The sequence below is a fragment of the Mycolicibacter heraklionensis genome (genome assembly GCF_001021505.1).
GTDB classification, from domain to species: Bacteria; Actinomycetota; Actinomycetes; order Mycobacteriales; family Mycobacteriaceae; genus Mycobacterium; species Mycobacterium heraklionense.
Map to the genome: position 1 here is coordinate 149,913 of NZ_LDPO01000001.1, position 19,685 is coordinate 169,597.

20 protein-coding genes are annotated in these 19,685 nt (G+C 65.9%); 6 read left to right on the forward strand and 14 right to left on the reverse strand.

Features of this window, described 5'->3' with window-relative positions:
• Positions 1-380: 380 nt before the first annotated feature.
• On the reverse strand, positions 381-488 hold the full coding sequence (locus tag ABW16_RS28070; RefSeq protein ID WP_082133889.1) for a winged helix-turn-helix domain-containing protein: 108 nt from the start codon (positions 486-488) through the stop codon (positions 381-383).
• Between the two features lie 502 nt (positions 489-990).
• Between ABW16_RS28070 and ABW16_RS24105 the strand changes: the two genes are divergently transcribed.
• Positions 991-3,237 (forward strand): SIR2 family protein, encoded by a 2,247-nt coding sequence (locus tag ABW16_RS24105; protein ID WP_157864223.1) that lies wholly within the window; start codon positions 991-993, stop codon positions 3,235-3,237.
• A 38-nt stretch (positions 3,238-3,275) separates the two neighbouring features.
• Here the strand turns inward: ABW16_RS24105 and ABW16_RS00695 are convergent, their stop codons facing one another.
• The gene (locus ABW16_RS00695; RefSeq protein ID WP_047317208.1) at positions 3,276-3,467 is read right to left on the reverse strand and encodes a MerR family transcriptional regulator; all 192 of its coding nucleotides are present in this window, start codon (positions 3,465-3,467) and stop codon (positions 3,276-3,278) included.
• A 64-nt stretch (positions 3,468-3,531) separates the two neighbouring features.
• Here ABW16_RS00695 and ABW16_RS00700 point away from each other — a divergent pair, with 64 nt between their 5' ends.
• Positions 3,532-4,413, forward strand: coding sequence for a crotonase/enoyl-CoA hydratase family protein (locus ABW16_RS00700; protein ID WP_047317209.1), 882 nt, complete (start codon positions 3,532-3,534; stop codon positions 4,411-4,413).
• On the opposite strand, the gene ABW16_RS00705 is transcribed toward ABW16_RS00700, so the two are convergent.
• The 7 genes from ABW16_RS00705 to prpD are packed head-to-tail and all read right to left on the reverse strand — an operon-like array spanning position 4,410 to position 12,521.
• Complete coding sequence (locus ABW16_RS00705) at positions 4,410-5,237, reverse strand: sterol desaturase family protein (RefSeq protein ID WP_047317210.1); 828 nt, start codon at positions 5,235-5,237, stop codon at positions 4,410-4,412. The two genes, ABW16_RS00700 and ABW16_RS00705, sit on opposite strands and share 4 nt — an antisense overlap.
• A 4-nt stretch (positions 5,238-5,241) precedes the next feature.
• Positions 5,242-5,958: a FadR/GntR family transcriptional regulator gene (locus ABW16_RS00710; protein WP_047317211.1), complete on the reverse strand. Its 717-nt coding sequence runs from the start codon at positions 5,956-5,958 to the stop codon at positions 5,242-5,244.
• 58 nt (positions 5,959-6,016) lie between these two features.
• Positions 6,017-7,750 carry a DUF3556 domain-containing protein gene (locus ABW16_RS00715; protein ID WP_047317212.1) on the reverse strand — a complete coding sequence of 578 codons (1,734 nt, stop codon included), beginning with the start codon at positions 7,748-7,750 and terminating at the stop codon, positions 6,017-6,019.
• A gap of 49 nt (positions 7,751-7,799) precedes the next feature.
• Positions 7,800-8,960 carry an acyl-CoA dehydrogenase family protein gene (locus ABW16_RS00720; protein ID WP_047317213.1) on the reverse strand — a complete coding sequence of 387 codons (1,161 nt, stop codon included), beginning with the start codon at positions 8,958-8,960 and terminating at the stop codon, positions 7,800-7,802.
• A 26-nt stretch (positions 8,961-8,986) separates the two neighbouring features.
• The gene (locus ABW16_RS00725; protein WP_047317214.1) at positions 8,987-10,105 is read right to left on the reverse strand and encodes a bifunctional 2-methylcitrate synthase/citrate synthase; all 1,119 of its coding nucleotides are present in this window, start codon (positions 10,103-10,105) and stop codon (positions 8,987-8,989) included.
• On the reverse strand, positions 10,102-11,019 hold the full coding sequence (prpB, locus tag ABW16_RS00730; RefSeq protein WP_047317215.1) for a methylisocitrate lyase: 918 nt from the start codon (positions 11,017-11,019) through the stop codon (positions 10,102-10,104). Before prpB ends, ABW16_RS00725 begins: the two co-directional genes overlap by 4 nt.
• Positions 11,016-12,521, reverse strand: coding sequence for a 2-methylcitrate dehydratase PrpD (prpD, locus tag ABW16_RS00735; RefSeq protein WP_047317216.1), 1,506 nt, complete (start codon positions 12,519-12,521; stop codon positions 11,016-11,018). The genes prpB and prpD overlap by 4 nt, the downstream gene beginning before the upstream one ends.
• A 120-nt stretch (positions 12,522-12,641) precedes the next feature.
• Between prpD and ABW16_RS00740 the strand changes: the two genes are divergently transcribed.
• Positions 12,642-14,087 carry a short-chain fatty acyl-CoA regulator family protein gene (locus tag ABW16_RS00740; RefSeq protein ID WP_047317217.1) on the forward strand — a complete coding sequence of 482 codons (1,446 nt, stop codon included), beginning with the start codon at positions 12,642-12,644 and terminating at the stop codon, positions 14,085-14,087.
• Here the strand turns inward: ABW16_RS00740 and ABW16_RS00745 are convergent.
• From ABW16_RS00745 to ABW16_RS00755, 3 genes are read right to left on the reverse strand one after another with little or no spacing between them, the layout of a single operon-like run.
• The gene (locus ABW16_RS00745; RefSeq protein WP_047317218.1) at positions 14,051-14,569 is read right to left on the reverse strand and encodes a DoxX family protein; all 519 of its coding nucleotides are present in this window, start codon (positions 14,567-14,569) and stop codon (positions 14,051-14,053) included. The two genes, ABW16_RS00740 and ABW16_RS00745, sit on opposite strands and share 37 nt — an antisense overlap.
• Positions 14,570-14,578: 9 nt before the next feature.
• The gene (locus ABW16_RS00750) at positions 14,579-15,838 is read right to left on the reverse strand and encodes a WS/DGAT/MGAT family O-acyltransferase (RefSeq protein ID WP_412178171.1); all 1,260 of its coding nucleotides are present in this window, start codon (positions 15,836-15,838) and stop codon (positions 14,579-14,581) included.
• Positions 15,838-16,728, reverse strand: a complete 891-nt coding sequence (locus ABW16_RS00755; RefSeq protein WP_047317219.1) for an alpha/beta fold hydrolase — start codon at positions 16,726-16,728, stop codon at positions 15,838-15,840. The genes ABW16_RS00750 and ABW16_RS00755 overlap by 1 nt, the downstream gene beginning before the upstream one ends.
• A gap of 72 nt (positions 16,729-16,800) precedes the next feature.
• On the opposite strand from ABW16_RS00755, the gene ABW16_RS00760 reads away from it, so the two are divergent.
• Together ABW16_RS00760 and ABW16_RS00765 are read left to right on the forward strand one after the other, a co-directional pair.
• Positions 16,801-17,652: an alpha/beta fold hydrolase gene (locus ABW16_RS00760; RefSeq protein WP_047317220.1), complete on the forward strand. Its 852-nt coding sequence runs from the start codon at positions 16,801-16,803 to the stop codon at positions 17,650-17,652.
• Positions 17,653-18,480, forward strand: coding sequence for an adenylate/guanylate cyclase domain-containing protein (locus ABW16_RS00765; RefSeq protein ID WP_047317221.1), 828 nt, complete (start codon positions 17,653-17,655; stop codon positions 18,478-18,480).
• A gap of 6 nt (positions 18,481-18,486) precedes the next feature.
• On the opposite strand, the gene ABW16_RS25205 is transcribed toward ABW16_RS00765, so the two are convergent.
• On the reverse strand, positions 18,487-18,648 hold the full coding sequence (locus tag ABW16_RS25205) for a hypothetical protein (RefSeq protein ID WP_109519456.1): 162 nt from the start codon (positions 18,646-18,648) through the stop codon (positions 18,487-18,489).
• Between the two features lie 11 nt (positions 18,649-18,659).
• Here ABW16_RS25205 and ABW16_RS00770 point away from each other — a divergent pair, with 11 nt between their 5' ends.
• Positions 18,660-19,364: a guanylate cyclase gene (locus ABW16_RS00770; protein ID WP_167344255.1), complete on the forward strand. Its 705-nt coding sequence runs from the start codon at positions 18,660-18,662 to the stop codon at positions 19,362-19,364.
• Here ABW16_RS00770 and ABW16_RS00775 read toward each other — a convergent pair.
• The gene (locus tag ABW16_RS00775) at positions 19,361-19,684 is read right to left on the reverse strand and encodes a putative quinol monooxygenase (protein ID WP_047317222.1); all 324 of its coding nucleotides are present in this window, start codon (positions 19,682-19,684) and stop codon (positions 19,361-19,363) included. The genes ABW16_RS00770 and ABW16_RS00775 overlap by 4 nt on opposite strands.
• Position 19,685: the final 1 nt, after the last annotated feature.

Consider the following 19,685-nt stretch of genomic DNA (forward strand, 5'->3'; position numbering starts at 1 on the left):
GGGGTCGGCCAGGATTCTCCATCGGTAACCGCCGTCGGCGTGGTCTGCCAATGGAATTACGCCAAGCCGTCGGTGTCATAGCCGGACACCAGGTAATACTCGCGGATTGGCCCGTTGACACCGAGTTCGCCTTCGACGACGTGCGTGCCCAAAGCGACGTAGGTGCGATCCACTTCGACGAACGCCCCGCGGTGTACCGCGCCCGCCAGTTCCGCCGCCGGAACAAAGTACGGACGGCCTCATTCGGCGACGCCTCCCCTGCAATTACGTCGTCGGGCTTGTTCTGCTTTCTCACTCTTGCTGCGATTCCAGAAGTCTCGCCACTCGGGGAACTGTGCTAATACGTACAGGCCTCCACCCCATCTGGGTAGTCCCGAACATCAATGCGGGCCCCGTTCGGGCCTAACGAGTAGGCCGGCTTGGGCCATGTGCGTTATAGCCCAAGCCGCCCGATTGGTAAAAAGCTCCTGCTTGCCGCTAGGCAGCATTGCCTGCCCACCCTCAACGAAACACTCAGCGCCGCCGAGTCTCTTCTCTGTGCATGCAGCTTTGGTCCGTCCCGTGGCTAGCCGCGAGTACTAGACGCATCAAAGCCTGGAAGGCAGGTAATCCCACGAACTCCGACGGTAGCTAACCCCCTCGGCGGGATGCCCCAGAACCGACTGCGACTTCGAGCGTGCGACGCGCTCGCGAGCAAGCCCGGCAGGTCTGAGACTTCGCTGCTATTACATGTTACAACCACATGGACAACAGGGAAACAAACTGCGATCCAGTGTGGGGAGAAAATTGGAGCTAACAGAGCTGGCGAACGCTATTGAGCCAGCAAGAACAGCGCTTCTGCTCGGCGCTGGAGCATCGATACCGTCCGGGGCGCCGACAGGCGCGGCTCTCGCGAGGCACCTCGCAGGGAAGCTCTCACCTGTACCCGACGGCGACGATCTATCCGAAATCGCAGGCATCTTCGAAAACCGGCTAGGGCGCAAAGACCTTGTGCTGGCGGTGCGCCGACGGCTCAACGACCTGGAGCCGACCGGCGGAATGTTGGCTTTACCTGCGTTCAATTGGAAAGCTATCTACACCACTAATTTCGATCAATTGGTTGAAAAATCCTACAAGCTATCAAAGACCGAGCTGAATGTAGTTCGAACCAACTATGAGTTTTCTACTAAATCCTCGAACGATAACATCGTCCCTCTCTACAAAATACATGGGTGCATCAGCAAAGATATCGCACTTGGCGATCACGCTCAGATGGTCTTGACCGAGGTCGACTACGAAGATGTCGAGAAATACCGTCAAGCACTATTCTCAAGCCTCCAGCTTCAAATGATATCCAGCACCACCCTGATAATCGGCCAATCTTTGACGGACGCTCATTTGCGCGATCTTGCGAAGACGGTCGGCAGCCTTCGAATGGAGGGCGTGCCAGGGCGAATTTATCTACTGGTTTACGACTACGACCCCGACCGGGCCAAACTCCTTGAGCAGCGTGGAATCCAAGTTGCAGCGGGAACCCTAGAAGATTTTCTATTCCAGCTTGGCTCGCTACAGCCTCCACCGAGTGGCAATGCCTTGACGCACTCGGCGAGTTCTCCCGGAACCCTCCCGCCCAGTCTTGCGACGACCACTATTGCGGTTGACCACGCCAGCGGCTTGACACCGAATATCGTTCGCTTGTTCAACGGGAGTCCCGGATCGTATGCGGATATACACCATAACTTCACCATTCAGCGTCACCGCGAGGACCTTCTATTTGAGGCCCAAAATCAGCGGCGTGGCTATTTCCTCGTATTGTCTGGTGCTGCCGGGGTCGGTAAGACCACTCTTGCAAGACGCCTAATGTACCGCCGCCATACGGAACGATTCGTTGCATGGGAGCATCAGAATGACTACCCGCTCGACGTCCAAGCTTGGCTCAACGTGGAGGCGTCCCTCCGCAGCGCAAAAAGGCAAGGGATGCTCCTGATCGATGACTGCGCCAGAAATCTAGGGACCGTAAATCGCCTCGTAGATGGCTTGGGCAAGATCGATCGTCCGTTCCTCCGCCTGGTTGTCACCGTTAACACGTCCCAATGGAAGACACGCCCCAAATCACCCTTCTTTTTCAGCCGCGGCACCATTGAGCGCTTGTCCTCGCTGGCGGAAAGTGACCTCCGGTCCTTAATTAACCTTGTAGATCGAAAACAGGAGATCCGTAACCTCGTAGAAGATGATTTCCTGCGGTTAGGCTTTGATGACAAAATTCGACGTTTGCGCGAGCGCTGTAGCTCCGAAATGTATGTGTGCCTGAAGAATATCTTCCAGACAGAGCAGCTTGACACAATTGTGCTACGCGAATTTGCGGAACTCGATGAAGATGCACAGAAGGTCTACCGCTATGTAGCAGCAATACAAGCAATGGGCGGGAAAGTGCATCGGCAGCTGGTGCTGCGCCTCCTCCAGGTCGAAGCTGGCGGGTTCTTTAATCTGCTAGGGCGCATGGAAGACGTGGTGTCAGAATACGACATTAAACCGAAGGACGGCTTGTATGGCTTGACGACGCGGCACGACGTGATCGCAGAAACGATCGCCAAATATAAGTTCGCCGACGAGGGCGAGCTGTTCCGTTTAATCGAGCGATTGATCGATGGTTTGAACCCCACGCAATTCGTAGAACTGGAAACAGCGCGCGGCATGGCAGCGCACGAAATGGGGATCCAGCGCCTCACCGATCGAGGTCAGCGCGAACAGCTTCTTCGGAGGTTGATCGACGTAGTTCCTGCCGAACGGACCCCAAGGCGGCGACTCATCCGATTGCTACTTGAAGAAGGTAAGTACGACGAAGCCGATCAAGCAATCCGGGTGGCTCGACGCGAGATCGGGAAAGACTCGATTATCAAACGCTACCAAGCAACATTGCTGATTCGTCGTGCCGAGACAGCTCCTGGACTACAAGACAGCGACCGCTTCGCGATGCTCCTGGAAGCAGCCAGGGTTGCTCGCGAGTGCGTCGCGCACGCACCCCACGATCGCTACAACTATCGAGTACTCGCTGATGTGGGTATCGCTATGGCTCAAGGGCATGGCAAACCCGAGCTCCTCGACGAGACAATCGAGATGATGCGGCAGGTTGAGACGGAAGTGGCGGATCCCGACTTCATTCGGGATCGTCGCGACCTTGAATCGACCCAGCGGCGTACGAACGCTGCGGCATCAGAATCCCCAACCGACATTATGTGGGCGGACGCTGATGATTGAAAGAGAAACTCACCGGGAAGCGCCCCTAGCTAGGATAGCTAAACTAGTCGTAGACGCAGCCGGCGGATGACTTGGGCGATCGGCACCTGGCCCGGGCTGTAGTAGCGGTACCCCGATGAGGGATCGACCTGAACGGGCGCCAGCAGGCCGCGCTCGTGATAGAGCCGCAACGCCTTGACGGTCAGATAGGTCATCCGGGAGAAGTCCCCGATGGGCAACAGTGTCGGCATGCAGTCCAGTCTCGAATCTCCCCCGGGGGCAGAGTCAACAGATCGGTGCAACTAGCCTCGGCGCATGGAGTTGAACACGCTGCGTCACGAGGTCGAAGACGGCATTCTCACCGTGTACCTGGACCGACCGGACAATCTCAACGCGTTCACCGTCGAAATGGCCGAGGAGCTGGAGCGCACCTTCGTCGAGGTCAACAACAACGACGCCGTCCGCGCGGTGATCGTCACCGGCTCCGGGCGCGCGTTCTGTGCGGGCATGGACCTGTCCAGCTCGGGCAACGTGTTCGGGCTCGACGAGTCCAAGTCGCCGTCACTGGCCGACATGGCCGACCTCGACGACCCGGAGCTGGCCCGGGTGCGCGACACCGGCGGACGGGTGACGCTGGCGATCTACGGCTGTCGCAAGCCGGTGATCGCCGCGGTCAATGGCGCCGCGGTCGGCATCGGCGCCACCATGATGCTGGCGATGGACGCCCGGCTGTTCTCGACCAAGGCACGCTTCGGCCTGGTGTTCGGGAAGCTGGGGATCACCCCGGAGGCCTGCTCCACGTGGTTCCTGCCCCGCATCGTCGGTGTGCCAACGGCTTTGGATCTGCTCTACCGTGCTGACATCCTCGACGCCGAGGGCGCGCGCGCCTGCGGGATCGCCCAGTCCGTCCACGAACCAGAGACACTCCTGGCCGAGGCACGGGCGATCGCCGACGCCTGGACCAAGGGCCGTTCGCCGGTCTCGTTCGCGTTGATCCGCCAGATGCTCTACCGCAACTCCGCGCAGCCCGACCCGGTCGAGGCGCACCGGGTGGACTCGTTGGCGATGTTCTACACCAGCATCGGTGACGGCGCCGACGGGGTGCGCGCGTTTCTGGAGAAGCGCGACCCGCAGTTCACCTCCCGGGCCTCGGCGATGCCGCCGTTCTACGACGAGTGGGTCAAGCCCAACTCCTAACCGGCCGGTGCCCATCCCGGGCCGCGAAACAGGTGGCCCCACACCGCACGCCAACTACGCGCCGCGCGGATGTCGCGCCAGATAGCGACGTACTCGTGGGTGGCCACCCGCACCGGATTGAACGTGTCGATGTTCTTGGTCAACCCGTAGACCGCGCGCTCGTCCTCGGGCTCAAACGTGCCGAACAGCCGGTCCCACACGATGAGGATTCCGCCGTAGTTCTTGTCGAGGTATTGCGGGTTCGCCCCGTGGTGCACCCGGTGGTGTGACGGGGTGTTGAAGACGAACTCGATTGGCCGCCAGAGCTTGCCGACCCGCTCGGTGTGGATGAAGAACTGGTAGAGCAGGCTGACCGACTGCTGCAGCAGGATCATCCACGGGGCGAAACCGGCGAACGCCAACAGGATCCAGAACGGGACCGCGGTGAACGGCGTCCAGGTCTGACGCAGGGCGGTGGACAGGTTGTAGTGCTGGCTGGAGTGGTGCACCACGTGGCTGGCCCAGAACACCCGGATGGTGTGGTGGGTGCGGTGATACCAGTAGTAGGCGAAGTCGTCGGCGACGAACAGCGCGATCCAGGTCAGCGGGTTGGCGGCCGGAAGGTGAACCGGCGCCAGCAGATAGACCCCGCTGAAGACCGCCAGCACCACCAGCTTCCAGCCGATGTTGATGATCACGTTGCCGATGCCCATCGTCAGACTGGTGCCGGTATCGCGCAGTTCGTAGCCGCGCTCGTCGTCGTCGGGCCGCACGGCGAACGACACGACTTCCAGCAGCAGGCAGAGTACGAAGACCGGGATGGCGTGCGCGATCAGGTCGAACATACGGCTATCCCTCCCCCTCGGCGCCGGCCTGGCAGGCCGTGACGAACCGGGTCAGCAACTCGTCGGCGAGGCGGTACGCCGCCTCCTCGTCGGCGGCGGCGATCGCGGCGGCAAGGTCGATGTGGGCGCTGCGATCGGCGAACTCGGCGGCACCCAGCGCGTAGATGGCGTCGCGGCCGATCTCGTCGTACGCGGCGACCAAGGTGTTGAGAGCCAGCCGATAGGCGATATTGCCGGACCCGTCAATTACGGCGATCCAGAACGCCAAGTCGGCGTCGCTGACCGCGGTGAGGTCCCCGGAGGTCGGATACTCCGCGGCAGCCGCGGTGATCGCGGCCCGCTGTTCTCCCGAAGCGTTCCGCGCGCAGAGCCGCGCGGCGTCCGCGGCGATCGAGCGTCGCATCACCGCGACGTCGCCGATGATCTGGCGCGCCGGGATCGCCCCGGCGACGGCCAACCCGGTCAGGGCATCCAGACCGGCGCTTTGGCGCCAGTCCAGCACCCGGGTCTTTCCGCCGTGACTGATACGGACCAGTCCCGCCTGTTGCAGCCGCTTGAGTGCTTCGCGGACCGCATGCCGGTTGACCTGCAGAGTCAGCGCCAGTTCGCGCTCCGACGGAAGCGGCTCACCGGCCAGCAGGCGTCCGGTCAGAATCTCTTCGACAAGCCGCACAAAGATCGTGTCGGAGAGCGCGGTGCGGGAAATGGGCGCCAGGTCCATGGTCTACATGCTCAGGCAACCCACCCCACTGGTCAACTGGTTGTACCAGTTATCTGGATCACACCGCGGCGGCGCGATCGACGTATATGGGCAGGTCGTCCTGCCAGGGCTGGCGCTCCACCATGTCCGCCACTTTGACGTGGCCGCGTTCGAACTCACCGGTGGCGGCGTCCACCAGCCGGTAGGCCTGGGTCTGGCGATGGATCGGCTGCGCGTCGAGGATCACCACGCGCACCTCCCCCGGCTCGAATCCGCAGCGCTGCTGCAGCGCCTCGATCAGCTGCTCATTGGTCATGTGGCCGTCACCGAAGTTCCAGCCGACCGCCGTCGAACAGATCCGCTCCCCATCGGTCAGCGAGTAGTCGCTCTCGTCGCCGTCGGCCATCGCCCGGTGCGCCAGGCTGAACAGCGCCCGGCCGTGGGTGTTGAAGCCGCGGAACGCATATCCCATGTAGATCGGGATCTGCGCGGCTTCCGCACTGCCGTAGAAGCGTTCCAGCTGCGCGGCGGGCATGCTGGCGATCGCGACGATGCCGCGCGCGATCTTCTCTTCGGCCGACGGCTTCAGGCACCACAGCGTGGTGTCCCAGTTCCCGGCGTAGTACCGCATCCCGGGCAGGAACGAAACCTTGCGCGGGAACAGGTTCCCCACCACCACCGTGCCCGCGCTGACGGCGAACAACAGCGCGACCGCCAGCGGGTTGTTGAGGTCGGACAGCCCGAGATCGGCGTGCGCGACGAACAGCGACAGCACCCCGAAGATCATGAATACGTTCCACTCCAGCGGCACTCCCATCGGGATCGCCGCCAGGATGCCCAGGTGGAAACAGACCATCACGAAAGCCGCGATCGCGGTGGGCAGGCCCCCGTGGCAGAAGAACAGCGGCAGCGGCACCAGCATCTCGATCGCCGTGCTCACGTGCGCCAGCGCCTTCGACGGGCCGCCCGGCCGGAGGTCTTCGGGGAAGTTCTTGAAGAATGCGCGTTTGAGCGCCTTGGGCCGGATCAGCGGGTTGTTGCTCATCATGGTCGAGATCACGAACGGGAAATGCCGGTTGAGCTTTGACGTCGCCGCGCCCATCCAGATCACCATGAAGATGGCTTTGGCCGCGACGATCATGTCGACCCCGGTGAACAGGAACGCCGCTGCCAGCGGGGCGTAGACCTCGCCACGCGCGGCCAGGAAGATCACCTTGTCCCGCAGGCCGACCACCGCCAGGATCCCCAGAATCGTCAGGATCTGCCAGTGCGGCAGCACCCCGACTTCGGTGTGCAGCGCGGCAATGGGCCCGGTCCCGTCGGAGACCAGCGCGACCAGCAGCATCCCCAGCAGTGCCGCGTACAAGGCGGCGTCCACCGGCGTGCGGCCGGTTCCAGCGGTCAGCGGAATGCGCCGCGGCCACGGTGGCAGCCGGATGGTGCCCGGCCGCAGCCAGTACAGGATCGACCCCATCGGCGGGAAGAAGCGGTTGTTGAGTGGACCGAAGCCGCAGCCCAGGCCGATCACCTCGAACAACATCGTGTAGAGCACGACCTTCTCGAAGACGATCGGCTCGCTCCACCACTGCCGCACTTGCCCGAAGCCATCGATACCGGCGGTGCTCAACGCGAACAGCCAGGCGCCCAGGATGTAGAGGCCGATCTTGAGCACGTAGAACAGGTGCAGCACCACCGGCGTGCCGAAACCCACCTCGGCCCAGTGCCGGGCCATCGGCCGGATCTTCTCGCTGCGCGTGCCCTTGCTCCATTCGGCGAAGTCGACAACGGGCAGTTCAGGTTTGAGAAATCCCATGACGGTCAGACTAGAACGTGTTCTAGGTCTGCGCGGCGAAACCGGGCGCTCACAGCGACCGGCTGATGATCTCCTTCATGATCTCGCTGGTGCCGCCGTAGATCCGGTTCACCCGCGACCCGGTGTACATGTTGGCGATCGGGTACTCGGCCATGTAGCCGTAGCCGCCGAAGATCTGCAGGCACTTGTCGACGATCTGGTCGGACTTCTCGGCGGCGAACAGTTTGGCCATCGACGCGGTCATCGGGTCGTTCTTGCCGCCGACGTACTGGCTGATCGCGTAGTCGACCAGGGTCTTGATCGCGAGCGTCTCCGTCTTGCATTCGGCCAGCACGAATTTGGTGTGCTGGAAGTTGCCGATGGGCCGGCCGAACGCCTCGCGTTCCTTGGAGTAGCGGATGGCCTCCAGTACGGCCGCCTCGGCCAGTGCCGCGCACAGCGTCCCGATGATCAGCCGCTCCCGGGCCAGCTGGTCCATCAGCTGGTAGAAGCCCAGACCCTCCTTCTCACCGAGCAGGTTGGCGACCGGCACCCGCATATCGGTGAAGAACAGTTCCCGGGTGTCCTGGCCGTGCTGGCCGATCTTCTGCAGCACCCGGCCGCGTTCGAAGCCGGCCAGTCCGCTGGTCTCGGCGACGATCAGCGACACCCCGGCGGCCCCCTGGGACGGGTCGGTCTTGGCGACGATCACCAGCAGGTCGCAGTGGGTTCCGTTGGAGATGAACGTCTTCGAGCCGTTGATGACGTAGTGGTCGCCGTCGCGCACCGCGGTGGTGCGCACCGACTGCAGATCCGAGCCGGTACCCGGCTCGGTCATCGCGATGGCCAGCACCGCCTCGCCGCTGATGACCTTGGGCAGCCAGCGTTTGCGTTGCTCGTCGTTGCCGTAGGCGTACAGGTAGTGCGCCACGATCGGCGAATGCACCGAGAAGCCGAAGCACTGGTCGTGGGCGTAGACGAGTTCTTCCTGGACCACCGAGTGCATGGCGTAGTCGCCGCCGGCTCCGCCGAATTCCTCGGGCAGATCCAGTCCCAGCAGGCCGGCGTCGCCGGCCTTGTTCCAGAACTCGCGGTCTACGCCGTGTTGGGCGACCCAGCGCTCCTGGTGGGGGGTGGCCTCCTTGCGCAGGAATTCCGCGGCGTGCTTGCGCAGTTCGCGATGCTGGTCGGTCTCCCAGAGCGGGCGGTAATCGGGGAACAGTTGCGACATTCCCGGATGGTAGCTCCGGGTCGGGCTCAGACCGCCTTGAGGGCGCGCTGCGGACTGCCCGAGTAGGCACTCAGCGGGCGGATCAGCGCGTTGGACGCGGTCTGCTCGATGATGTGCGCGGTCCATCCGGTGATGCGGCTCATCACGAACAGCGGGGTGAACATCGGGATGTCGAAGCCCATCAGGTAGTAGGCCGGCCCGGTCGGGAAGTCCAGGTTGGGCTTGATCCCGGTGGCGGCGAACATCTCGGCTTCCAGGATCTGGTAGATGTCCAACCAGCGCTGGCCGCCGCGGGCCGCCGCGACGCGTTCCAGCGCCGCTTTCATGGTCGGCACCCGGGAGTCACCGTGCTTGTACACGCGGTGACCGAAGCCCATCACCTTGTCCTTGCGGGATAGCTTGCCGTGCAGCCACTCCGCGGCGTTGGCCGGCTCACCGATCTCGATCATGTCGTGCATGACCGCCTCGTTCGCCCCGCCGTGCAGCGAGCCCTTGAGCGCGCCGATCGCGGCGGTGACCGCGCTGTAGATGTCGGACTGGGTGGAGGTGACCACTCGTGCGGCGAAGGTGGACGCGTTGAAGCTGTGCTCGGCGTAGAGGGTCATGGACTGCTCGAACGCCTGCACGATCACCGGCTCGGGCACCTCACCGAAGCACATCCGCAGGAAGTTCTCGGCGTAGCCGAGGTGGCTGTGCGGCGCGATCGGGTCCAGACCGCGCCGGCGGCGCATGTCCGCGGCCACGATGGTCGGCAGCACTGCGAACATCCGCAGCGCCTTGGCGAAGTTCGCCGACTCACTAGGGTCGTCCTCTTCGGCGTCCTCGGCACCCAGGTAGCTGATCGCGGTGCGCACCACGTCCATCGGGTGGCAGTTCTCCGGGAGCTTTTCCACCAGCGCCAGCAGCGACCGGTCCGCCCGCCGGGCCGCCCGCTCACGCTGGCAGAACAGCGCCAGCTCGGCGTCGGTCGGCAACTCACCGTGCCAGAGCAGGTAGGCGACCTGCTCGAAGCTCACACGCGCGGCCAGGTCCTGTACGGGGTAGCCACGGTAGGTCAGCGAGTTGGTCTCCGGTACCACCTTGGAGATAGCGGTGGTGTCGACGACAACACCTGCGAGTCCCTTGCGGATTTCTGCGGTGGTCACCGTTGGCCTCCCTGGATGGTGAAGTTGAAGATCTCAGAGTCGAACTGGTTGTACTCGGCGTAACGCAGCAGCTCGTAGAGCCGGCTGCGGTGCTGCATCTGATCCAGTAGCCCGGATTGTGTTCCGGCCGTGTCGATCTCCCGCAGCCCGACTTCGACGGCGAACATCGCCAGCCGCAGTGTGGTGACGGGATAGATCACGGCGTTGTAGCCGAGGTCGGAGAGTTGAGCAGCGGTGAGCAGCTCGGATTTGCCGAACTCGGTCATGTTGGCCAGCAACGGGACATCGACTGCAGCACGGAACTGTTCGAAATCGGCCGGCCCGCGCAGCGCTTCGGTGAAGATCAGGTCCGCTCCGGCGTCGGCATAGGCCTTCGCCCGGTCGATCGCGGCCGAAAGCCCTTCGATGCCAGCGGCATCGGTGCGGGCGGAGATGATGAAGTTCGGGTCCCGACGTGCCGCGACCGCGGCCCGCAGTCGCTTGACCATCTCACTTGTCGGCACCACGGCCTTGCCGTCGAGGTGCCCGCATCGCTTGGGGTTGACCTGGTCCTCGAGGTGGCAGCCGGCCAACCCGGAGTCTTCGAGCACCGTGATGGTGCGGGCGGCGCTCATCGGCTCGCCGAAGCCGGTGTCGGCGTCGATAAACGTCGGTAGCTCGGTGGCGGCCGCGATCTGCGCGCCGCGCCCGGCCACCTCGGTCAGCGTGGTCAGCCCGATGTCCGGCAGCCCCAGATCGGCCGAGAGCACCGCACCGGAGACGTAGACACCCTCGAAGCCGATCTCGGCCACCAGCTTGGCGACCAGGGGCGAGAACGCCCCCGGGAACCGTTGCAGCCGACCGGATTGCAGTCCGGCCCGGAAGTCCGCCCGCTTGTCCGCCGGGACCGCGGCGGCCCCGAGCAGCCCACTCACCGGAAGATCCCGTCGGGAGTCGACGGCGCCTGGTCCAGCACCGCGGGCTCGACCACAATGTTGAGCTCACTGAGCTGAGCACCGGAAAGCCCCGCAAGGCCCTCGGCGGCGGCGAGGAACCGCTCCTGCTCGGCCACCGTCACGACACCCTCGGCGAGCTCGGTGAACTTGCCGATGTACTGCTTGCGTTCGAACGGCCGGGCCCCCAGCGGGTGCGCGTCGGCGATCGCGAGCTCGTCGGTGATGACTTCCCCGCTGGCCAGGGTGATCTCGGCGCGCGCTCCGAATGCCTTCTCACCTGGGTCGGTCGAGTGGTAGCGCCGGGTCCACTCCGGGTCCTCGACGGTGGAGATCTTGCGCCACAACGCGATGGTCTCGGGACGGTGCGCACGCTCCGGGGAGTACGACCGTACGTGGTGCCAGCTGCCGTCCTCCAGGGCGACGGCGAAGATGTACATCACCGAGTGGTCCAGGGTCTCCCGCGAGGCGTCCGGGTCGAACTTCTGCGGGTCGCCGGAGCCGGTCCCGATCACGTAGTGGGTGTGGTGGCTGGTGTGCAACTTGATCGTGGCCACCTGGCTCAGGTCGCCGATCCGCCCGCGCAGCCGCTTGGCCAGGTCGATCAGCGCCTGGCTCTGGTATTCCGCGGAGTACTCCTTGGTGTAGGTGTCCAAGATGCCGCGCTTGGCCTCGCCGGGGCCGGGCAGCGGCACCTGGTAGGTGTGGTCTTTGCCCGACAGCATCCAGGCGATCACGCCGTCCTCGCCCTCCCAGATCGGGGCGGGTGCGCCCTCACCGCGCATCGCCCGGTCCACGGCCTCGATGCCGACCTTGCCGGCCCAGGCGGGCGCGTAGGCCTTCCAGCTGGAGATCAGTCCCTTGCGGGACTGGCGGGTGGCGGTGGTCAGGTGCAGCGCCTGGCCGATCGCCTGGTAGATGACCTCGGGGTCCAGCCGCAGCATGGTGCCGATTCCGGCGGCCACCGACGGTCCCAGGTGGGCGACGTGGTCGATCTTGTGCTCGTGCAGGCAGATGCCCTTGACCAGGTCGACCTGGATCTCGTAGGCGGTGGCCAGGCCGCGGATCAGGTCGGTGCCGGAGAGCCCGAGCTGCTGGGCGACCGCCACCAGCGGGGGGATGTTGTCGCCGGGGTGCGAGTACTCCGCGGCCAGGAAGGTGTCGTGGAAGTCCAGTTCGCGCACCGCGGTGCCGTTGGCCCAGGCGGCCCACTCGGCGGAGTAGGTTCCCTCGATACCGAAGACCGCAGCACCTGGGGTCGATGGGTGCGCCTGAGCCTGTCGGCGGGCGACGGTCACCGGCCGGCGCAGTACGGAAGCAGCGCTGACGGCGGCGTTGTCGATGATCCGGTTGATGACCATTGCCGCGGTGTCGTCGGGAACCGCCACCGGGTCGGCGGCCACTTGCGCGATCTTCCAGGCGAGGTGCTCGGAGCGGGGGAAGTCATCGGCACTGCGGCGGGTCTTCACGTCATGTAGCTGCATATTCCACACCCTACGCACCACAGCTCAACCCTGATATGCACGGGAAATGCGTATTAATGCGTCCTATGTTGACCGGAATTGCAAACTTTGCGAACGTATTGGCGGGTTACGCTGCACGACATGGCACCCACCACCACCCGGACCTTCGCTGGGGCGCGGCTGCGACGCCTACGTGAGGAACGCGGCCTGACCCAGGTGGCCCTGGCACGCGCGCTGAACCTCTCGACCAGCTACGTCAATCAGCTCGAGAACGACCAGCGGCCGATCACTGTCCCGGTGTTGCTGGCACTGACCGACCGGTTCAGCCTGCCCGCGCAGTACTTCTCCGGGGACGCCGACGCCCGAATGGTGGCCGATCTGCGCGACATGTTCACTGCGACCGCCGGTGAACACGCCGCCAGCGACAGTCAGATCGAGGAACTCGTCGCGCGCATGCCCGATATCGGCAACAGTCTGCTGACCATGCATCGCCAGCTGCGCGGTGCCACCGAGGAATTGGAGTCCTACCGGTCACAGATCTCCGGTGACTCGGCGCAGTCGGTGGCCCGGCCCATGCCGTTCGAGGAGGTCCGTGACTTCTTCTACGACCGCAACAACTACATCGGTGAGCTCGACAACGCTGCCGAGCGACTGTTCGTTGAGACCGGGATGCGCTTCGGCGGCTTAGACATTCAGCTGTCGACGCTGATGGCCGAACGATTCGACATCACCGTCGCGATCGTCGACGACCTCCCCACCGGAACCAAACGGGTCTTCGACCCAGCGACCCGGGTGCTGCGCATCGCGCATTGGTTGCTGGCGGGCCAGCGAGCCTTCCAAATCGCCACCCAACTGGCTCTGCTCACCCAACAGGAGCTGATGTCGGACATTGTGGCGCAGGACCAGTCGTTGAGCCCGGAGTCTCGCGATGTCGCCAAGATCGGGTTGGCCAACTACTTCGCCGGCGCGTTCCTGTTGCCGTATCGGCAGTTTCAGCGTTCGGCAACCGACCTGCGCTACGACATCGACTTGCTGGGACGCCGCTTCGAGGTCGGTTTCGAGACCGTGTGCCATCGGCTCTCAACCCTGCAACAGCCGGGACGACGCGGGGTGCCATTCATCTTCGTGCGCACCGACAAGGCGGGAAACATCTCGAAGCGTCAGTCCGCCACCGCGTTTCACTTCAGCCGGGTCGGCGGCAGCTGTCCGCTGTGGGTGGTGCACGACGCGTTCAGCCAACCGGGCCGGATCGTCACCCAGGTGGCGCAGATGCCCGACGGCCGCAAGTACTTCTGGATCGCCACCACGACACCGCCCGAGGGGCGCGGCTATCTGGGCCAGCACAAGACTTTCGCCGTCGGGTTGGGCTGCGACCTGGCGCACGCCGACAAGCTGGTGTACTCCACCGGTGTCGCCCTGAATGACGACGCCACCGTGGTGCCGATCGGAGCGGGTTGCAAGATCTGCGAGCGCGAGGCATGCCCGCAGCGCGCCTTCCCCTATCTGGGCCGGCGGGTCGTCGTCGACGAGAACGCCGGCAGCGGGCTGCCCTACTCGCCGGTCGTGTCGGTTCCGCCCGGACGGTAGAACAGTGCCAGCTGGCCGATGGCGCCTGCCAGCCCGAGGCCGAGCGAGATCCACAGGCCCGGCCAGCCGTTCTTCCAGCAATGGCAGAAGATCTGGTGGTCCGCACTGAGGTAGCCCGGCCCGAGCATCGCCACCACGACGGCGCCGGTGGCCAGCACCAGGTTGTACTCCCAGCCGTTGGTCAGCACGAAGAAGCCGTTCGAGCGGTGCACGGTCCACACCGCCACCGCCATCAGGGCCACGAATCCGGCGGCGGCGATCGGGGTCAGCAGCCCCACCGCCAGCCCCAGCCCGGCGGCGATCTCCGCGGTTGCCGCCGTCACCGCCTGGAACTTGCCGTACTTCATCCCGATGCTTTCGAACCACCCCGCCGTGCCCGGGATTCGGCCTCCGCCGAAGAACTTGTTGAACCCGTGCGCCGCCATGGTCAGACCCAGAACCAGACGCAGGAGCAGCAATGCGACATCAGCAGCAGTGACCATCTGCTCAAACTACAACGCGGCGTCCAGCAGTCGCAGATATACCTCGATATCCCTGACCGCTGACTCGGCGGCATGCACGCTGATCACCACGGTGTCGCCGATGCCGTGCACCCCGTGGGTCAGTCCCATCGCCGGGGACAGCGCCGGGAACCCTGCGGTCAGCAGCACCGGCGCCGCACCGAAATGCAGGTCCGCGGCGCCGCGGTGCACGCTGGAGACCACGGTGTTGCCGGTGACTCGCTCCGGCCGGGCGTCGGGGTCGAAATTGTCGACGCCCCAGCGCAGCAGTGCCGCGGGTGTCGCGGCGAAGGCCCGATCGGCCGCGGCCGACGCGGGGTGGCGACCACGGAGCCGGCCCCCGGCGATGTCGGCAGCGATCCGTTCGCAGCGGGCATCGTGGCTCAGCAGCGGGTACAGCCCGACCGGAATGTTGCCGAAGTGATTGTGGGCTTGGCGTTCACCGGCTTTGGCCATCGGCACTTCGGCGCCCAGTTCATCGCAGGGTTCGTCGAGATACTCCGACAGCGCCGCCGACACCGCCGACAGCACCGCCACGGTCACGCTCGGTCCGCTCAGTTCGCTGCGCTGCCGCACCAGGGTGCGCACTGCTCGGCCGCCGGCCGGCCGGTTGTTGGTGGCCAACGGCGGGCGGTCGCCGACCGGGGGCGGCAGCAGTCCCGCCGCAGTGTCGTCGACCCGGCTGCGGTGGGTGCGCGCCGCGACAACGGCGCGCCACGGCAGGAAGCCGCGGCCCGGCGTGTGCACCGGGGCCACCGGTGCGGCACGGCCGAACAGCCAGGCGGCCAACGCTGAAGCCCGCCCGCCGTCTGCCAGCGCATGCGCCACTTGCAGCACCGCGACCGTGCCCGCGTCGCGGTGCCCGGGAATGTCGTGGACCGGTGCGAATACGTGCAAACGCCAGGGCCTCACCCGGACGTCGAGCTGCTCGCCGGCCAGGCCCACCACCGCATCCAGGCAACCGGCCCAGCCGTCGCCCGGGGCGCGACGCCGGCTCGCGGCTACGTCCTCGCTGGGCTCGGTGATCGGCACCCACCGCGGGTAGCGCAGCACACCGGCGTCGGCGACCCGGATGCTCAGGTCCGGGATCGCCCGGGCCCGGTCGAGCACCTCCGCGATGGCGTCGTCGAGGTCGGCCGGCACCCCGGCGAAGGCGTACAGCAGGAACTGGTCGCTGGGGATCTTCGCCGACATCCAGTAGAACTGCGCGTCGATCGCGGTCATCAGCCGGCCGCGCGCCGGCGCACGCATCAGGTCAGGAATCGCAGCACCCGATCCGCAACCTCATCGGGCTGTTCGAGTTGCAGGAAGTGGCCGGCGTTCTCGACGATGGCCACGGCGCTCCCGTCGGGCAAGGCCGGTTCCACCCACCGCGTGAACCCCGGCGACATGCAGCCGTCGGTGCGCCCGTGCAGGTACAGGCTCTGCAAGCGTGGCAGCTGCAGCCAGTGTCGGTGCAGCTCGGCGTAGCGGTCGGGAACCCGCAGGCTGCGGAGCGCCCGGTACGGTCCGAGCGCGGCGCGCCAACCCTCCGGCGTTCCGATGGCCGCGTCGACGTGCCGCAGATCCTCCTCGGCGGGATACCCCGGCGACCACCGCCGCCACAACAGCGGCAGCACCCACGAGGCGGAGTGGTCCGGCAGCCACGGCAGTTGGAAGTAGCTGATGTACCAGCTGCGCAGCAGTTGCGCCGGCAGGTAGCCGGCCAGGGTGAGCCGGTCTGTCCCGCGGACCGCGCGCAGCGACGCCGGTGGCGGAACCGACATGATCACCGCCTTGGTGAACGGACTGTCCGGCATCGCAGCCAGCCCGGTGGCGGCCATCGCGCCCCAGTCATGCCCGATCACCACGTCGCGACCGGTCCCGCCGACGGCGGCGTGCACGCGCAGTGCGTCGTCCATCAGCGCGCCGATGTGGTAGCTGCCGTCGGCCGGAATCGCGGACGGGGCGTAGCCGCGCATGAACGGCGCCACCACATGCCAGCCGGCCGCGACCAGCCGCGGCGCCAACCGGCGCCAGCCGTAGGCGGTGTCGGGAAATCCGTGCAGGCACAACGCCACCGGGTCACCCGGCGTCCCCCAACTCAAGGCCTTGAGCGCGACCCCGGGCGTAGACACATCGATCCACCGCGGTTCACTCATCACATACCCCTCAGGCCACCCCGGGCAGGCGTTTCTGTCCGCCCTGTCGTCCAAACTATCTACCATCTTGAGATGCGCACAGCCCAGACCGTCGAGTACGACGGCGTCGGCGGAGTAACGCTGGTCGCCGACGAGTGGAACCGGGGTGCCACCGAAGCCGCTGAGCATCCGAGCATCGTGATGCTGCACGGCGGTGGACAGAATCGGCATTCCTGGCACAAGACCGGCCAGATCCTGGCCGACCGGGGCTATCACGTCGTCGCGCTCGACACCCGCGGCCACGGCGACAGCGACCGCGCACCGAACGCCGACTATGCCATCGAGACGCTGACCGCCGATGCAGTCGCGGTGATCACGGCGATCGGCCGGCCGGTGGCACTGATCGGGGCGAGCATGGGCGGGCTGACCGGCATTCTGGTGGCCGATCAGGCCGGGCCGCAGCGGGTGACCAAGCTGGTGTTGGTCGACGTGGTGCCGCGTTACGAGAAGGACGGCAGCGCCCGGATCCGCGACTTCATGTTCGGCCACATCGACGGCTTCGATTCCCTCGAACAGGCCGCCGATGCGGTGGCCGCGTATCTGCCGCACCGGACCAAGCCCCGCAGCCCCGAGGGGCTGAAGAAGAATCTGCGGTTCCGCGACGGCCGATGGTACTGGCACTGGGATCCGGCGCTGATGACCAAACCCGGCGACGACCCGGCGCTGCGCACCGAGAAGATCGAGGCGGCCGCCATGGGCCTGCAGGTCCCCATCCTGCTGATCCGCGGCAAGCTGTCCGACGTGGTCAGCGCCGAGGGTGTCGCGGACTTCCTGTCCAAGGTCCCGGGCGCGCGGCTCGTCGAATTGTCCGACGCAGGGCACACCGCGGCCGGCGACGACAACGATGCCTTCAGCGCGGCCGTCGTCGAGTTCGTGTCCGGCTGAATGTTCGGGATCGGATGGCTGACGCCGACGCTGCTGGCGGCCGGTGTGCTGGCGGCGGTGGCGCTCACCGAAGCCGTCGGCCTCGCGCTGTTGACCCGTCAGTTGCGGACGGTCCGCGCCGAGAACGAGGCGCTGCGCAGTCAGGTCGACACCCGCAACCTACTGCTGACCGGCGGACGTGAGGCCGTCAAGACCGTCTGGCAGACCGCAAACCTGGTGCGCAAGAAGGGATTCGGCGCGGCCGTACGCAGTTCGATCGAAGACCTCGCCGACTGGGCGGAGGTGGAACGTCCCGACCTGGCCCGCCTGACCCCGAACGGACACGTGGTGGTGCTGTTCACCGACATCGAAGGATCCACCGCGCTCAACGAGCGGATCGGCGATCGCGCCTGGGTGAAGCTGATCGCCCGGCACGACGAGATGGTGCAGCGTCTGGTCGCGCAGCACTCCGGGCATGTGGTCAAGAGCCAGGGCGACGGCTTCATGATCGCCTTCGCTCAACCCGACCAAGCGGTGCGGTGCGCCATCGACATCCAGCACGCGCTGGCGTCGCGACGCGGGCGTAAGCCGCAGCACCCGATCCGGGTCCGGATCGGCGTGCACATGGGCCGCTCGGTGCGCCGCGGTGACGACCTGTTCGGGCGCAACGTCGCGATGGCCGCACGAGTGGCCGCGGCCGCCGAGGGCGGCCAGATCCTGATCAGTGGACCGGTGCGCGACGCCGTCAAGGACTGCGACGACATCGTCGTCGGCGCCGGCCGCGACGCCGAGCTGAAGGGCTTCGCCGGCACGCACCGCCTCTATGCCGTCGACCTCACCACGGAGTAGTCCGCGCTAGTCTTCGCCGCCGGCCTCGGCCAGCCGCTCATGTAGCCGGGCGCGGATTTCGTCGGGCGTGTAGGCCCGTCGCCGTCGCTGGTCCCGCGCCACCAGCACTCCGCCGGCGGCGACCCCGACCACACCCGCCAGGCCGATCCATTTCCAGATGCTGCGCACGCTCACACTTTATGGTGCTGAGCGTGGACGAACACACAGTGACGTTGGAGCGGGCGCTGGCCGAGACGCGCACCGGCGATATCTGGCTCTTCCGGGGCCGCTCCGGCCCGGACCGCGCCATCCAAACCCTGTCCAATGCCCCGGTGAACCACGTCGGGATGACGGTGGCCCTCGATGACCTGCCGCCGCTGATCTGGCATGCCGAGCTCGGCGACAAGCTGCACGACTTCTGGACCGGCACCAACCACCGCGGTGTACAGCTCAACGACGCCCGGGCCGCGGTGGAACAGTGGATGGGCCGCTATGAGCAGCGCTGCTGGTTCCGCCAGCTCAGCGGGACCATCACCCGCAAGCAGGAGAACCACCTGCTGCAGGCGATCGCGCGGATGGACGGCACCGCCTTCCCCACCACAGCGCGGCTCACGGGCCGGTGGCTGCGGGGGCGGCTGCCGACCGCGCGCGACTGGACGCGCGGCATCCCGTTTCTGGACCGCAAGGTCCACGAGATCACCCAACGGCGCAAGGCCCGCCACAGCCGCGTCGGACTGCAGACCGCGTACTGCGCCGAGACGGTGGCCATCACCTACGAGGAGATGGGATTGCTGTCGACCGACAAGAACTCCAACTGGTTCGACCCCGGATCGTTCTGGAGCGGCGATATCCTGCCGCTGACCCCCGGTTACCAGCTGGGCCGGGAGATCGTCGTCGTGCGCTAATCGACCGTCAGCTCACCCATCGCCGACCAGTCCGTGGCGTCGATCTGCTGGCTGATGATCTTCGGCGTCGACACCAATGCCTGCGGCATGTCGGCCATGGCCTGCTTGAAGTGGTCGCTGTTGACGTGCGCACTGCCGGCGTCGCCGTCCCGGAAGGCCTCGACGAGCACGTACTCGTTTGGATTCTCCAGGCTGCGTGACCAGTCGAACCACAGGTTGCCCGGCTCGGCGCGAGTGGCCGCGGTGAAGCCGGCCACCAGCTGCGGCCAGCGCTCCGCCCACTCCGGCTTGACCGTGAACTTGACCACGATGAAGATCACC

Bases quoted from the DNA above. Each gene is read 5' to 3' on its own strand.
- ABW16_RS00710 (WP_047317211.1), bottom strand. From the start codon at position 5,958: ATGGACCTGGCGCCCATTTCCCGCACCGCGCTCTCCGACACGATCTTT.
- prpD (WP_047317216.1), bottom strand. From the start codon at position 12,521: ATGCAGCTACATGACGTGAAGACCCGCCGCAGTGCCGATGACTTCCCC.
- ABW16_RS00705 (WP_047317210.1), bottom strand. From the start codon at position 5,237: ATGTTCGACCTGATCGCGCACGCCATCCCGGTCTTCGTACTCTGCCTG.
- ABW16_RS00770 (WP_167344255.1), top strand. From the start codon at position 18,660: ATGGTGCTGAGCGTGGACGAACACACAGTGACGTTGGAGCGGGCGCTG.
- ABW16_RS00745 (WP_047317218.1), bottom strand. From the start codon at position 14,569: ATGGTCACTGCTGCTGATGTCGCATTGCTGCTCCTGCGTCTGGTTCTG.
- ABW16_RS28070 (WP_082133889.1), bottom strand. From the start codon at position 488: ATGCTGCCTAGCGGCAAGCAGGAGCTTTTTACCAATCGGGCGGCTTGG.
- ABW16_RS00700 (WP_047317209.1), top strand. From the start codon at position 3,532: ATGGAGTTGAACACGCTGCGTCACGAGGTCGAAGACGGCATTCTCACC.
- ABW16_RS00765 (WP_047317221.1), top strand. From the start codon at position 17,653: ATGTTCGGGATCGGATGGCTGACGCCGACGCTGCTGGCGGCCGGTGTG.
- ABW16_RS00715 (WP_047317212.1), bottom strand. From the start codon at position 7,750: ATGGGATTTCTCAAACCTGAACTGCCCGTTGTCGACTTCGCCGAATGG.
- ABW16_RS00750 (WP_412178171.1), bottom strand. From the start codon at position 15,838: ATGCGTGCGCCGGCGCGCGGCCGGCTGATGACCGCGATCGACGCGCAG.
- ABW16_RS00740 (WP_047317217.1), top strand. From the start codon at position 12,642: ATGGCACCCACCACCACCCGGACCTTCGCTGGGGCGCGGCTGCGACGC.
- ABW16_RS00760 (WP_047317220.1), top strand. From the start codon at position 16,801: ATGCGCACAGCCCAGACCGTCGAGTACGACGGCGTCGGCGGAGTAACG.
- ABW16_RS00720 (WP_047317213.1), bottom strand. From the start codon at position 8,960: ATGTCGCAACTGTTCCCCGATTACCGCCCGCTCTGGGAGACCGACCAG.
- ABW16_RS00695 (WP_047317208.1), bottom strand. From the start codon at position 3,467: ATGCCGACACTGTTGCCCATCGGGGACTTCTCCCGGATGACCTATCTG.
- ABW16_RS00755 (WP_047317219.1), bottom strand. From the start codon at position 16,728: ATGAGTGAACCGCGGTGGATCGATGTGTCTACGCCCGGGGTCGCGCTC.